Source organism: Pararhizobium qamdonense, assembly GCF_029277445.1.
In the GTDB taxonomy this organism is placed as follows: Bacteria; Pseudomonadota; Alphaproteobacteria; order Rhizobiales; family Rhizobiaceae; genus Pararhizobium; species Pararhizobium qamdonense.
In genome coordinates this window covers 3912458-3926717 of the sequence record NZ_CP119566.1, presented here as the reverse complement: position 1 = coordinate 3926717, position 14260 = coordinate 3912458, and the positions used below count along the sequence as shown (strand labels likewise).

At 59.2% G+C, this 14260-nt stretch carries 16 protein-coding genes; 14 read left to right on the top strand and 2 right to left on the bottom strand.

The genetic code is table 11. The features are described from left to right. Positions 1 to 24 precede the first annotated feature (24 nt). From PYR65_RS19270 to visR, 14 genes are all read left to right on the top strand, one after another. The gene (locus PYR65_RS19270; RefSeq protein ID WP_060636041.1) at positions 25 to 318 is read left to right on the top strand and encodes an STAS domain-containing protein; all 294 of its coding nucleotides are present in this window, start codon (positions 25 to 27) and stop codon (positions 316 to 318) included. A gap of 3 nt (positions 319 to 321) precedes the next feature. Continuing rightward, on the top strand, positions 322 to 687 hold the full coding sequence (gene cheY1 / locus PYR65_RS19265; RefSeq protein WP_056329642.1) for a chemotaxis response regulator CheY1: 366 nt from the start codon (positions 322 to 324) through the stop codon (positions 685 to 687). Between the two features lie 16 nt (positions 688 to 703). Further along, entirely contained in the window at positions 704 to 2977 is a 2274-nt protein-coding gene (locus tag PYR65_RS19260; RefSeq protein WP_276119128.1) for a chemotaxis protein CheA, read from the top strand. A gap of 4 nt (positions 2978 to 2981) precedes the next feature. After that, positions 2982 to 3449, top strand: a complete 468-nt coding sequence (locus tag PYR65_RS19255) for a chemotaxis protein CheW (RefSeq protein WP_060636039.1) — start codon at positions 2982 to 2984, stop codon at positions 3447 to 3449. Then, complete coding sequence (cheR, locus tag PYR65_RS19250; RefSeq protein WP_060636038.1) at positions 3446 to 4354, top strand: protein-glutamate O-methyltransferase CheR; 909 nt, start codon at positions 3446 to 3448, stop codon at positions 4352 to 4354. Before PYR65_RS19255 ends, cheR begins: the two co-directional genes overlap by 4 nt. Positions 4355 to 4392: 38 nt before the next feature. Further along, positions 4393 to 5406, top strand: coding sequence for a protein-glutamate O-methylesterase CheB (cheB, locus tag PYR65_RS19245; protein ID WP_060636245.1), 1014 nt, complete (start codon positions 4393 to 4395; stop codon positions 5404 to 5406). Next, entirely contained in the window at positions 5407 to 5796 is a 390-nt protein-coding gene (locus PYR65_RS19240; protein ID WP_037105534.1) for a response regulator, read from the top strand. Beyond that, complete coding sequence (gene cheD / locus PYR65_RS19235) at positions 5793 to 6347, top strand: chemoreceptor glutamine deamidase CheD (protein WP_060636037.1); 555 nt, start codon at positions 5793 to 5795, stop codon at positions 6345 to 6347. The genes PYR65_RS19240 and cheD overlap by 4 nt, the downstream gene beginning before the upstream one ends. 106 nt (positions 6348 to 6453) lie before the next feature. Beyond that, on the top strand, positions 6454 to 6846 hold the full coding sequence (cheT, locus tag PYR65_RS19230; protein ID WP_060500261.1) for a chemotaxis protein CheT: 393 nt from the start codon (positions 6454 to 6456) through the stop codon (positions 6844 to 6846). Positions 6847 to 7226: 380 nt separating this feature from the next. Further along, the gene (locus tag PYR65_RS19225) at positions 7227 to 7547 is read left to right on the top strand and encodes a PepSY domain-containing protein (RefSeq protein WP_060636036.1); all 321 of its coding nucleotides are present in this window, start codon (positions 7227 to 7229) and stop codon (positions 7545 to 7547) included. 46 nt (positions 7548 to 7593) lie between these two features. Continuing rightward, positions 7594 to 8199, top strand: coding sequence for a general stress protein (locus tag PYR65_RS19220; RefSeq protein ID WP_060636035.1), 606 nt, complete (start codon positions 7594 to 7596; stop codon positions 8197 to 8199). 290 nt (positions 8200 to 8489) lie between these two features. After that, positions 8490 to 10178: a flagellar basal-body MS-ring/collar protein FliF gene (fliF, locus tag PYR65_RS19215; protein ID WP_276119127.1), complete on the top strand. Its 1689-nt coding sequence runs from the start codon at positions 8490 to 8492 to the stop codon at positions 10176 to 10178. Between the two features lie 913 nt (positions 10179 to 11091). Further along, complete coding sequence (gene visN, locus PYR65_RS19210; protein ID WP_060636033.1) at positions 11092 to 11832, top strand: transcriptional regulator VisN; 741 nt, start codon at positions 11092 to 11094, stop codon at positions 11830 to 11832. Between the two features lie 10 nt (positions 11833 to 11842). Then, entirely contained in the window at positions 11843 to 12589 is a 747-nt protein-coding gene (gene visR, locus PYR65_RS19205; RefSeq protein WP_060636032.1) for a transcriptional regulator VisR, read from the top strand. A 48-nt stretch (positions 12590 to 12637) separates the two neighbouring features. Here the strand turns inward: visR and PYR65_RS19200 are convergent, their stop codons facing one another. Together PYR65_RS19200 and flhB are read right to left on the bottom strand one after the other, a co-directional pair. Then, positions 12638 to 13078, bottom strand: coding sequence for a hypothetical protein (locus PYR65_RS19200; RefSeq protein WP_276119126.1), 441 nt, complete (start codon positions 13076 to 13078; stop codon positions 12638 to 12640). A gap of 5 nt (positions 13079 to 13083) precedes the next feature. Further along, positions 13084 to 14160, bottom strand: coding sequence for a flagellar biosynthesis protein FlhB (gene flhB / locus PYR65_RS19195; protein ID WP_060636030.1), 1077 nt, complete (start codon positions 14158 to 14160; stop codon positions 13084 to 13086). Between the last annotated feature and the right edge of the window lie 100 nt (positions 14161 to 14260).

Here is a 14260-nt window from a genome sequence, read left to right as displayed (position 1 = left end):
CTCAGCCAGACAAGGAAAGTAGAGATGGCAGCCAAGAAAGCCGCCCGGAAAAGTTTGAGCCTCGCGCCGGTTCTCGATCTGAACGAGGCCAGCGCTTTGCACGGCAAGCTGATGGCTCTGCGCGGCAACCCGGTCGCGATCGACGCATCTGCGGTCGAGCGTGTCGGCGCGCTCTGCGTTCAGGTCCTGATGGCCGGGGCAAAAAGCTGGGAAGAGGATAATCAGTCTTTCACCTTCGCCAAGGTGTCGGACGCATTTACGAAAACGACACAGCTCATCGGGGTCAATATCGACCACCTGATGGCAAAGGAGATTTGAGACATGAAAAAGAAAGTTCTCACCGTCGATGATTCCAGAACCATCCGGAACATGCTTCTCGTGACGCTGAACAATGCCGGTTTCGAAACGATCCAGGCGGAAGACGGCATCGAGGGGCTGGAAGTTCTGGAAGACGCCAATCCGGATGTCATCGTCACCGACATCAATATGCCGCGTCTCGATGGCTTCGGCTTCATCGAGGGCGTGCGCAGAAACGAGAAATTCCGGGCAATCCCGATCCTGGTCCTGACGACCGAAAGCGACGCGGAAAAGAAGAACCGTGCACGCCAGGCAGGCGCAACCGGCTGGATCGTCAAGCCGTTCGATCCGACCAAGCTGATCGATGCCATCGAGCGCGTAACCGCCTAACGCCAGGATTTCCCCCATGGATATGAACGAAATCAAAGAGATTTTCTTTCAGGAATGCGAGGAGCAGCTCGCTGAACTGGAATCCGGTCTCCTGAGGCTCAATGACGGCGACCGTGATCCGGAAACGGTGAATGCGGTTTTCCGTGCGGTCCACTCCATCAAGGGTGGTGCCGGAGCGTTCGGGCTGGATGATCTGGTCTCTTTCGCGCACGTGTTCGAGACCACGCTTGATTGCGTTCGTTCCAACAAGCTGGAACCCAACCAGGATGTCCTGAAGGTCATGCTGAAATCGGCCGATGTGCTGGCCGACTTGACCAATGTCGCGCGCGACGGCGGCAGTGTCGATCAGGCACGCTCGGCGCAGCTGATCCGCGAGCTGGAAGCTTTGGCCAAGGGCGAAGCGCCGCCTGCCGCCGTTCCGGTCGCAGCGGTCCCGAAGGCAGCTCCGGTTGCCGCCGCCGCCGCACCAGCCGTCAATGACGAAGGTTTCGTTCCCGTCGCCTTCTCCTTCGATGATTTCGGTGACGACGAGGAACCAGCCGATCTGCCGTCCTATGAGATCGTCTTCAAGCCGAAGTCGGAACTCTATACCAAGGGCAACGAGGCGACGCTGCTCCTGCGCGATCTCTCGCGCCTGGGCGAAATGAGCATCCATTGCAACATGGATAGTCTGCCATCGCTCGACCAGATGGATCCGGAAACCGCCTATTTCTCCTGGAAGGCGTCGATCAAGACCGACAAGGGCGAAGACGCCGTGCGTTCGGTGTTCGAATTTGCCGAATGGGACTGCGACCTCGAGGTCACCGCGCTCGACACCGGCGCCGCCGCAGACGATGGCGGTGACGAACTGCCGATGCAGCCGGTTCCGTTCGATCTCTCCGCGCTCGATGACGAGCCCGATGCGCCGCTTGGCGTGGTCGAGGAAGAAGAACAGATCGCCGCCGTGCAGCAGGCTGTCGCCGCCGCCGAAGCCGCGTCCAACGTCGTCCAGATGGCCGCGACCGCGTCGCGAACGGCAGCCGGTGACAAGGGTGCCGTCGCAGCGGCTGCCCAGAACAATGCCCAGCAGGCCGCATCCGCCGCCGCCCCGACCATCCGCGTCGATCTCGATCGTGTGGACCGGCTGATCAACCTCGTCGGCGAACTCGTCATCAACCAGGCCATGCTGTCGCAGAGCGTTATCGAGAACGATTCGAATGGCGTCTCCTCGATCAACATGGGTCTGGAAGAGCTGCAGCAGCTGACCCGCGAGATCCAGGATTCGGTCATGGCGATCCGCGCGCAGCCGGTCAAGCCGGTGTTCCAGCGCATGGCCCGCACGGTCCGGGAAATTGCAGATATTACCGGCAAGTCTGTCCGCCTCGTCACCGAAGGTGAAAACACCGAAGTCGACAAGACGGTCATCGACAAGCTGGCCGAGCCTTTGACCCACATGATCCGCAACGCGGTCGATCACGGCCTCGAAATGCCGGAAAAGCGCATTGCAGCCGGCAAGAATGCCGAAGGCACGGTCAAGCTAACCGCCAAGCATCGCTCCGGCCGCATCGTCATCGAACTGTCCGACGACGGCGCCGGCATCAACCGCGAGAAGGTCCGCCAGAAGGCGATCGACAACGACCTGATCGCCGCCGATGCCAACCTGTCGGACGAGGAAATCGACAACCTGATCTTCCACGCCGGCTTCTCCACCGCCGACAAGGTCTCCGACCTTTCCGGACGCGGCGTCGGCATGGACGTCGTCAAGCGCTCGATCCAGGCGCTCGGCGGCCGCATCAATATCTCGTCGAAGCCCGGCCATGGTTCCGTCTTCACCATGAGCCTGCCGCTGACGCTGGCCGTCCTCGACGGCATGGTCGTTACCGTGGCCGGCCAGACGCTGGTCGTGCCTTTGACGGCAATCGTCGAAACCCTGCAGCCGGATGCGGCAGCGATCCATTCCTTCGGTGCGACGCAGCGGCTGATCTCGATCCGCAACTCGTTCTGCCCGCTGGTTGATGTCGGCCGCATCCTCAATTTCCGCGCAACCCAGGCCAATCCGGTCGAAGGCGTGGCGCTTCTGGTGGAATCCGAAGGCGGCGGCCAGCGTGCCCTGATGGTCGATGCCATCCAGGGCCAGCGTCAGGTCGTCATCAAGAGCCTGGAGGCCAACTATACCCACGTGCCGGGCATTGCCGCCGCCACCATTCTCGGTGATGGCCGCGTCGCTCTCATCCTGGACGTCGATGCTGTCGTTGCAGCCTCGCGCGGCCAGTCCCTGCAACTCGAATCATCGCTGGCCGCCGCAGGGTAGGACTATGACGTATCTGGCCACAAATCTTTCCAATGGCAGGCGCGAGTTGATCGCGTTCCGTATCGGAAACCAGGAATTCTGCGTCAACGTCATGTCCGTGCGGGAAATCCGCGGCTGGACGCCGGCGACGCCGATGCCGCATGCGCCACAATATGTTTTAGGCGTCATCAACCTGCGCGGCGCGGTGCTGCCGATCATCGATCTGTCGGCGCGCCTCGGCATGAAGCCGGCCGAGCCGACGGTGCGCCATGTCATTATCGTGACGCAGGTCAAGAACAGGGTCGTCGGCCTCCTCGTCGAGGCGGTCTCCGACATCCTGACGATCAAGGACGAGGATATCCAGCCGACGCCGGATATGACGTCCGAGTTCGAGCGGACATTTGCCCGCGGCATCCTGGCGATCGAAGGGCGGATGATCTGCCTGATCGAACTGGAAGCCGTGTTTCCTCATACCGAAAGTGAAGCTGCATGAGCATGCCAGCCGCCTTTGACAGCAAGCTGCCTCCGGACGAGTGCCTGGCAAGCGGAGAATATCCGCTGACCCGCCGCGACCTCGTGGAGATCGCTGCCATGATTTATGCAGATGCCGGCATCTATCTCAACGAATCCAAGGCTTCGCTCGTCTACTCCAGGCTTTCCAAGCATATCCGCAATATCGGCCTGAAGGGCTTTCGCGAATATTGCCAGCTGGTCTCCTCGCCGGCCGGTGCTGCCGAACGCCGCGATATGCTCTCGCATCTGACCACGAATTTCACCCGCTTCTTCCGCGAGAACCATCATTTCGAACATCTGAAAACCGACGTCCTGCCGGAACTTATCGCCCGCGCGAAGAATGGCGGCCGGGTGCGCATCTGGTCTGCGGCCTGCTCGGACGGTCAGGAGCCCTATTCGATCGCGCTCACGGTCCTGTCGATGCTGCCGAATGCGGCCGATTACGATTTCCGCATCCTTGCCACCGATATCGACCCGAAGATCCTGGCGCTGGCAAGGGCCGGCTCCTATGACGCGACTGCGCTTGAAACCGTCAGCCCGGCGATGCGCAAGCAATGGTTCATCGAATCCGCGGTCAACGGCCGCCAGAAATGGCAGGTCGATGACCGGGTGAAGCGGCTCATCACTTTCAATGAACTCAACCTGATGGCTCAGTGGCCGTTCAAGGGCCAGTTCGACGTGATCTTCTGCCGCAACGTCGTCATCTATTTCGACGAGCCGACCCAGATGAAGATTTGGTCGCGCTTTGCCGGCATGCTCAACCCCAAGGGCCATCTCTATATCGGCCATTCCGAACGCGTCTCGGGCGATGCCAAAACGGTCTTCGACAATATCGGCATCACCACCTATCGCTATACCGGCAAGCCACAGGGAGGCCGCTCGTGAGTGTTGCGCGCGTTCTTGTCGTTGACGATTCAGCCACGATGCGCGGGCTGATCACGGCCATTTTGAGCAGCGACCCCGAAGTCAAGGTCATCGGCCAGGCAGCCGACGCCATGCAGGCGCGCCAGGCGATCAAGGATCTCGATCCCGACGTCATCACGCTCGATATCGAGATGCCCAACATGAACGGGCTGGATTTCCTCGAAAAGATCATGCGCCTGCGCCCCATGCCGGTGATCATGGTCTCGACCCTGACGCACAAGGGCGCGGAAGCCTCGCTGGCAGCGCTGGAAATCGGTGCTTTCGATTGCGTCGGCAAGCCGCTGCCCGGAGATCCCCATCCGTTCCGCGATCTCGCTGAAAAGGTGAAGGCGGCCGCCCGCTCGCAGCGCAAGTTCATCATTTCGAGCAACAAGGTCGCGGCCCCCAGCGCTGCCAATGCCAATACGGCTTCCGATTACCGGGCAGGCCGCAAGATCATCGCGATCGGATCGTCCACCGGCGGCGTCGAGGCCCTGATCGCTGTCTTGCAGAAATTCCCGGCCAATTGCCCGCCGACGGTGATCACGCAGCATATGCCGCACACTTTCACTAAGAGCTTTGCCGAACGCCTCAACCGCATCTGCGCGCCAACGGTCGCGGAAGCAACGGATGGGGCGCGGCTGGAGATCGGCAAGATCTATCTGGCGCCAGGGGGCGAGCGCCATCTACAGGTGGTCAACCCGGCGTCGCCCAGCTGCCGCCTGCTCGACCGCGAACCGGTCAACGGCCATCGCCCGTCCGTCGATGTGCTGTTTGATTCCGTGGCCGAACTTGCCGGCCGCAATGCCGTCGGTGTGATCCTCACCGGGATGGGCCGCGATGGCGCATCCGGTCTCTTGAAAATGCGCCACGCAGGTGCCCGCACATTCGGTCAGAATGAAAAGACCTGCGTTGTCTATGGAATGCCGAGGGTTGCCTACGAACTAGGTGCCGTCGAAACACAACTCCCCCTCGGCTCAATCGGGGAAGAAGTCCTGAAAAGCACTGCCGCCCGAAGAGAAGGAAGCGAATAAATGTCCCTAGCGGAAAAAATCAAAGTTCTGATCGTCGATGATCAGGTCACCAGCCGCCTCTTGCTGGGCGATGCCCTGCAACAGCTTGGTTTCAAGCAGATCACCGTTGCCGGTGATGGCGAGCAGGGGGCCAAGATCATGGCGGCGCAGCCGCATCACCTGGTGATTTCCGATTTCAACATGCCCAAGATGGATGGCCTTGGCCTGCTTGCTGCCGTGCGCAACAATCCGGCCACCAAGAAAGCCGCCTTCATCATGCTGACGGCCCAGGGCGACCGTGCATTGGTGACCAAGGCTGCGGCGCTCGGAGCCAACAACGTGCTCGCCAAGCCTTTCACCATCGAAAAGATGAAAGCTGCAATCGAAGCCGTATTTGGGGCATTGAAATGATCAACGAGGCTGCGACCAGGCGTGTGCATGTCATCCAGGGCGAATGGAAGGTGGTCAGCGATCCCGATGTGGTGCTTTCAACCATCCTCGGCTCCTGCGTGGCTGCCTGCATGCGCGATCCGGTCGCGGGCGTCGGTGGCATGAACCATTTCCTCCTGCCGGGTTCGGCGGATGCGATTTCGTCTGGCGGCGATGCGACGCGCTATGGCGTGCATCTGATGGAATTGCTGATCAACGGGCTCCTGAAGAAGGGGGCCCGCCGCGATCGGCTGGAGGCGAAAATCTTTGGCGGTGCCAAGACGATCGCGCGCTTTTCCAATGTCGGCGAGCAGAATGCGCTGTTTGCCCGCCAGTTCCTGATGGACGAGGGCATCCAGGTGGTTGGCGAAAGCACCGGCGGCGATCATGGGCGCAAGCTCGAATATTGGCCGCTGAGCGGCCGTGCCCGGCAATATGCGCTGACGGGCGTGGAAGCGCAGAAGGCCGTGGCTCAGGAACAGCGTCCAAGACCGGTGCCGAAGCCGGTGGATAATGCGATCGAGTTTTTCTAGCGCCTCAGCCGCCTTCCGGAACAGACCGGAGTGGGCTTTGGCAAGGTGTTGAGCGGTGCTGTCCGGTGGGCCCGGACGGAGTTTGTTGCCAGCGTGAGGGCGTGTAATGCTGACTGAAATGAAGAGCCATATGCCTCACGTCGATGAGGCGCTTCCGGATGTGATGATGCGCATCGTCTCGGAACTCTATGATGTGGCTTACCTCATCGAGCGGATCGAACCGATGCTCAGCGATATCCATGGCGAGGCCGTGCTGGAATCGCCGGACCGGATCAAGGTCCTGCAGGGCATCGACCTGGCCGTCCAGAAGACACGCGGCCTGGCGGAGTTTATCGACACGGTCACGGCGGCCATCCCGCAATCCTGGCTGGTCGATGTGACGACGGCGCTCAATCTGGTCAAGCTTGCCGATATGCAGAAATCGCTCGGCAACGGCATGCTCCGTCACGGCCACTCCCAGCCGCTGACCGAAGCCGCCGGAGATTTTGAGGCTTTTTAGAAAACAGCAAATCTTTCCCTGCGTTATTTAACCGCCGCCTCGACAGACGTCGTGAGCGGCGGTTTTGTTTTTTAGCCGGTCTCAACTCCGGCCGTTTTGCGCCATGAGCACTCTGTGCTCGCTACTCTGCAAAACCCCCGATCCTCCAAGCCTTACAGCGGCGTCCATCGTGGCGCCAGGCCCGGCATTTCAGGCAATCGCGGCCGGTTTCCGAGGTCCCGGACGGGCGTAGAATTCGTCAGGAAGATTTGCGCCGCAGATCACTAATGTAGCGGAATCATTACAGTTTTTTCTGCCAAATTGTCAAAAGACGAGGGAACTTAATGGTCCTTGGATGGTTGTCTGGCCGAGGATCACTTCAGCATCCCAAGGAGAACCAAATGAACAAGTTTATCATCGCATCGGCGATCGTCGCCCTGTCCGCATCGTCCGTTTTCGCTCAGACAGCAACGCCGCCAGCTAATCCCGATGGCGACACGCCGGCAGTTGCAACGCCTTCCGAGCAGAACACGACGGCACCGGTTGAAGGCGCCAACAGCTTCACCGAAGGCCAGGCCAAGGACCGTATCGTTGAAGGCGGATATGCAGACGTGACCGAGCTGAAGCTTGATGACAAGGGCGTCTGGCAGGCGAAGGCCACCAAGGACGGCAAGCCGGTGATGGTCTCCCTGGATTACCAGGGCAATATCGTCGCCAAGTAAGCGCCGCGAACCATATAAACCACACATAAACACACGGAGAAACACCATGACAAAGACCGTAACCGGACTGTTCGATGACTATTCCGATGCCACTGCCGCTGTTGATCAGCTGAAGGCTGCCGGCATTTCCGATAGCGATATCAGCATTGTTTCCAACAACGCCGATGGCCGCCACAAGGGTGACAATGATGTCGCCGAAGACGCAGGCACAGGTGCCGGCATTGGTGCCGCCGTCGGTGGTGTCGGTGGCCTGTTGACCGGCCTTGGCATCATGGCGATCCCGGGCGTTGGCCCCGTCGTCGCCGCAGGCTGGCTTGCTGCAACGGCAGCTGGCGCAGTTGCCGGTGCCGTGGTCGGCGGTGCCGCTGGCGGTATCATCGGGGCGCTGACGGATTCCGGCGTCGATGAGCGCGATGCGCATGTCTATGCTGAAGGTGTGCGCCGTGGCGGCACGCTGGTGACGGCCAAGGTGGACGAATCGCGCGCCGCAGAAGCCGAAGCGATCTTGAAGCGCTCGAACTGGGTGGATGTACCGGCGCGCCGGACTGCCTATGAAGGTCAGGGTTGGACGAGCTTCGATGACACGTCCAAGCCCTATTCCCAGGCTGAAATCGATGCGGACCGGGCCCGTTATACGGACCGCACTCTCTAATCCGCTGATAAATACCGGAATATCCAGCGGGGCCGTCGAAAGATGGCCCCGTTTTTTGCGTGGTCCGTAAAGCCGGAAACAGGGCCAGCACGTCAAGGGAGGACAGCTTCAAGACAAGTTCGCGCAAGTTTCGTTTTCTAGTGTGCCAATCGGGACTGGTCGATTTGCGCGTGATGTGACGAAGCGCATGTGTCAAATCCGTCAGAAACCCGAATGTTTGGATCTGCTCATGTTCACTCCCCAGGCGATGTTGTCTGAACGGAACATGCGCCACTGGGTGCGGAAACAGAATGAATCTGTTGGATCAACTTTCATCGGTCACGAAGAACCTGGCCGGTCTGGGGCAAGGCAAGATTATCGCGCTGATCTCAGCCGGTGTCGTTGCGGTTGCGATCGTTCTCGCTGCCGGGCTCTACGTCAACAAGCCCTCCTTTGAAACGCTCTATGTCGGCCTTGAAAGCAACGACCTCAATCAGGTCAGTGTTGCTCTTGCCGAAGCCAACATCAACTTTGAAACCGGAACCGACGGCGCAAGCATCCAGGTTCCCGTTGGAATGACCGGCAAGGCAAGGCTCTATCTCGCCGAGCGCGGCCTGCCCAACAGTGCCAATGCCGGCTACGAACTGTTCGACAATGTCGGTTCGCTCGGCCTCACCTCCTTCATGCAGGAAGTCACCCGCGTCCGTGCTCTTGAAGGCGAGATCGCCCGCACCATCCAGCAGATTTCCGGAATTTCCGCTGCCCGCGTCCACATCGTCATGGCCGATCGCGGCAGCTTCAGAAAAGCCGAGCAGAACCCAACGGCATCGGTGATGATCCGCGCCAGCGCCAATATCGGCCGCAATGCCGCAGCCTCGATCCGCCATCTGGTGGCGTCGTCCGTTCCGGGGCTTGGCATCGACGACGTGACGATCCTCGATTCCACCGGCCAGCTCCTGGCCTCCGGCGACGATCCGGCCAACAGCGCCATGAACCAGTCGCTCGGCATCATCCAGAACGTCCAGAAGGAAGTCGAAAACAATATCGACAAGGCGCTGACACCTTTCCTTGGCATGGACAATTTCCGCTCCAGCGTCACCGCCAAGCTGAACACCGATACCCAGCAGATCCAGGAAACGGTCTTCGATCCGGAATCGCGCGTCGAGCGCTCCACCCGCGTGACCAAGGAAGAGCAGAAATCCAGCCAGCAGCAGGCCGATAATGCGGCCACGGTTCAGCAGAACGTGCCGCAGGCAGCGCCAACAGGCGGGGCTGCAGGCCCTCAGTCAAACGACCAGACCGAAAAGAAGGAAGAGCAGACCAACTACGAGATCAACTCGAAGACCGTCGCCACCGTCAAGAACAGCTATACGCTCGAAAAGCTCTCGGTCGCCGTCGTGGTCAATCGCGGCCGCATCGCCGCCATGATCGGCGAAGGCGCCGACCAGCCGAAGATCGACGCCTATATCCAGGAAATGCAGAAGATCGTCGCCTCGGCCGTTGGCCTTGATCCGGCACGCGGCGACATGATCACGCTGACAGCGATGGATTTCGTCAACACCCAGCTCCTCGATGAAGCGGTCGCCGGCCCCGGCATCATGGAAACGCTCACGCGCAATCTCGGCGGCATCATCAATGCGCTCGCCTTCATCGTGGTTGCCTTCCTGGTGGTCTGGATGGGCATGCGTCCCCTGGCCCGGTCGCTGGGCCTCGGCGGCCCGGGTGTGGCGCTCAATGACAATGAACCGGTTGGCCTTGAACTGCCCGACTTCTCGCCTGCCGCAAATGGCGGTGCCGGCGGCGCCTTGATGGAAGGCTTCGGTTCCGACTTCGGCTTCGACAGCACCGACGACCTGCTCAGCCTCGGCGACGACAGCGAGGGCGGCTTCAACCGGCGCGTCAAGGAAGGTCCTGAACGCAGGCTCGCCCGCATGGTCGAAATCAGCGAAGAGCGCGCTGCCAAGATCCTGCGCAAATGGGTCGCCGACAAAGCAGCCTGAAAACGCATCCCAGCCACCACAGCAAAACCCGCCCACCCGGCGGGTTTTTCCGTTGAGACGATCGGCGGCCAAACGTATTTCGTCGGTTCACCGAGAAAATTTTATCGGGACGCGAACAGGCGGGTGTCTCTCGCCTCTCTGCACACCCTCGGCAGCCCGCAAGAGCATTCCCTCCCAAAAAGCTAGAGGCAGCGTCTTTTGCTGTATTGCCTTCCTGCGTGTGCAAGGTTGCAAGAATCGGGTGCGGCTCCGGCGATGTAACCCGACGCTTCGCGATTCGTTATATTTAACAAACCGTTAATTTTTCTCTGGGGAAAAGCGCGCTTGTCTGGCGTTTTGCGTGCACCTGCTCAGGTATTGATTCTCCGCGTCAGTAGTAATTCAGTTTGATTAAAATATTATAAGGCATTTATGTTCGGCATTGCTTTGGTTTATGTTTTGTTCTCAAATTTAAACGGTGCATTTCGTTGGTGTATTTTCGCAACAGCGCCTGAAACAAATAACAAAAGGAAAAACTTGACAAAAGGCACCGATTCAATCGGCGGTGATTTGTTTGGCTATTTTAGCACATTATTGAACACCTTATGCCGTTTGTTTCCGGAGAAAAGGTCTTTTACCGCTCCATAAATTCAAATAAAAATAAGCAATAACAATAATATAATTGAACAGAATTTTCCGTATGGTCACAAGTGTCCCGTTTTTCGCCTGTTTGCGAACGAATCGATTCACGGAAAATCGAAAAAGTAAATCCCGATAAGGGGGCAGTAGTTTTTTGTAGGGGGCGATGTACATTTTATGTAGTGATTCGCGTACTGATTCGCGTGTGTTGAAGAATGCGGACGCTTCGACACGGTTGCCGGCGGCGGTGAAAGCGCTTGATGAGCACGGACGAATCCATCACGGGGGTAATGTCATGGATGCTCTACAGAAAGACGTTACGGCTTGGTCATTGCCAGGATCGGTCATGCGCGGCGCCGGGCGGGCTCCTTCCAAGGAGCAGCTCATTCGCAGGCTGGGCGAATTTGCCGAGCGCGGCAATCTGAGCAAGGGGCTTGCAGCCCTGACGGATTATGTCGGAGCCACCCACTATCTGCTGGCGCGGTATGATCTCTCCCAGGATGAAGGTCTGGATTTCGTCGTATGTTCGGACTGGCCGTTCGATGTCGTCAAGCGGCTCGGCAAGGTGATGTCGCAGCTCCACTCAAAGACCAACGAGATGGAGAAATGCCTGTCGGTGATGCAGCCGGTGTTCATGAGCCTACCCGACGATATCGACATCAGCCGTGGCATCAGCCGCGAATATTGCGCCATCACCTTCAATGTCGGGCGTGCCCGGCTGTCCTTGATGCTGCTCTTCCCGCAGGATGTGATCCTGTCGCAGGAAAGCCTGCGGGATGTCGGCCTGCTCACCGGTTATTTTGCCAGCTTCACCACCGAACGCGGCGCGCGCACCGATCGTGATTTCGAGCTGACGGAACGCGAGCTCGAATGCCTGTTCTGGATTGCCGAAGGCAAGACCAGCGACGAAATCGCCGTCATCCTCGGGATCTCGCGCAACACGATCAACAACTACATCACCAGCGTGATGCGCAAGACGGCGACGAAGACACGCTCCGAAGCCATTGCTTACGCCGTTCGCAACAATCTCGTCTAGGAGGCCGGTCATGACCTATTTCCTCCCGCATCCGCGCCCAGGCGACGATCCAAAGACCGGCAGGCTGCAGGCGCGGGCGTCAAAGGCAGCAACGCTCGTGGCGCGGCTGCAGACGATGCAAAAGCAGGTCAACGCCAAGAATTTCGCCGTGCTGCGGCTGAACGGAAACGGCCTTCCGGCAACCCGCAAGCTCAGCTGCGTCCTCGACAATTGGGGTGCGGGCAGCGAGGCTGCGGCCCATGAGCTGGTGTCGGCCTATGGTGGCGAGATGCTGGCGCATCTCGATGCGTCCCTGCTTCCGCTTCTGTGGAACGGCACGGGCGAGCATCAGGCGGCGGAAACGCCGGATTTTGCCCGCTTCACCCAGCGGCTTTCCGCCCGCATCCTGCCCTATTCCGGCATGGCCCTGCCTGTCCGGCTCGGCGCCCAGGGCAATGGCTATGTTGTCTTCATGGGCAGCTATATCGATGTGGCGAGCGAGGTGATCATCGATCTGCATGGGCGCAGCTGCCAGGTCATGACCGATCTTCTGGCCGCCGACGAACGGCGCATGCTGCCGTCGGAATCCTTGAGCGACCGTGAGATCGGCTGCCTGCAAATGGCCGGCGACGGCTATATCAGCGAGGAAATCGCCGAGAAGATGGGGCTGTCGGTTCATACGGTCAACGCCTATCTCGGGGCCGCGACAACCAAGCTGGATTCGGTCAACAGAATCCAGGCGATCGCCAAGGCCATTCGTCTCGGTTATATCAGCTGATTGGGAGTGTTGGGCCGTCATGGCCCGGATCGGCAAATGGCCGCAGGATTAACCTGCAAGGCCTGCCGGGTAGGATTTGACAAATTTCGCTGCGTTGAGGCTTTCCGCCAGGAACGCCGTATTCTCGTCCGGATCGCTGGACGGGCTTTGAAACGCGATATGGTTGATCTCAAGGCCAGCTGAGTCCTTGCCGAGCGCCAGCTGCGCATAGACGGTGACGCCATCAGGCTTCAATTCGAGATCAAGCGTGATTTCCGGCTCCGTCCCCCAGTCCAGGGAATAGTTGCCGCCGATGCCGAAATTCACCGTACCGGGAAGAAAATAGAGTTCTGCGGCCGACGATACCAGGTCCGCGAGGCTCCCATGCGATTCAAAGCGCAGCATTGCGATAAAGTCGGCGGCATCGATCAGCCGCAATTCCGTCGCAACTGGGCGGATCGCATCGGCTACTATTTTTTCGCGTTGGTCCGAATATTCGCATTTTTTCATTGGGATCACGTCATCCGTTTCGGCTGCGTTGCATAGATCCGGTGAATGAGTTCGGCGACTGCCTTGTAAAACACCGGTGGAATCACACTATCCACCGAGACTTGCGCAAACATTGAGCGTGCAAGCGGCGGGTCTTCGAAAACGGGAATGCCGTTTTGCTCCGCCATCTCGCGAATCTTCAGCGCGACAAGGTCCTGCCCCTTGGCAACGACCACAGGTGCATCGCCTTCTTCGCGCACATAACGCAGCGCAACGGCATAGTGCGTCGGGTTTGCAATCACGAGCGTGGCGCGCGGAACCGCAGTAATCATGCGCCTGCGGGCCCTGTCGCGCGCAATGGAACGCAATCTTGCACGGATGATCGGGTCGCCCTGGGACTGTTTGAGTTCTTCCTTGACCTCCTGCTTCGTCATCATCAGCTCGGTATACCAATGATGCCGCGTCCAGAAAAAATCGGCGATGGCAATGACGGCCGTCGCGATCAGGATGACGATCATGATCTGGTTGAAGTCCTTCGACATCGTCGCAAAGATCGTCAAAGGGTCTGAAAACATCGAATCAAGCGTGGCGTAATAATCGTTCCAGAGCACCAGCACGATGATCAGCGACACGACGGCCACCTTGGCAAAAGCCTTGGCGAACTCGACGATGCCCTGGATGCCGTAGATGCGCTTGAACCCGCCGACCGGCGAAATCCGGTTCATTTTCGGCGCGACCCGGTCCAGCACCGGGCTCGGCAGGTTCTGCAGGATGGACGATCCGATCCCGAAGACGATCAGCAGCACGAAAAACGGAATGAGCAGCGTGCCAGCCTTCCAGAAGAGGTGTGATATCAGCGCGACCACATCGGTCGATGTATTGATGCGCCAGGCCTCCGGTTGCTCGAAAATATCCTTCAGCGATTCAGCGACCGTGGCAAAGCCAGTCGGCAGGAAGAAAACCACGAAAATATAGATGGCGACGACTGAGGCGAACATGGTGACTTCGCGCGAAAAGGGCGTGTTGCCCTTCTCCATGGCGTCGGTCATTTTCTTCTCGGTCGGCGATTCGGTTTTGCTGTCTTTGTCCTGATCGTCCGACATCGGATGAAGGCCTCTTGCATCTGCGGCAGCAATGATTGCTGTCAGACCTGTTGTGAGCCGGGGCAGGAGGGCATGCAAGGAAGATATGCGCGGGAACCCG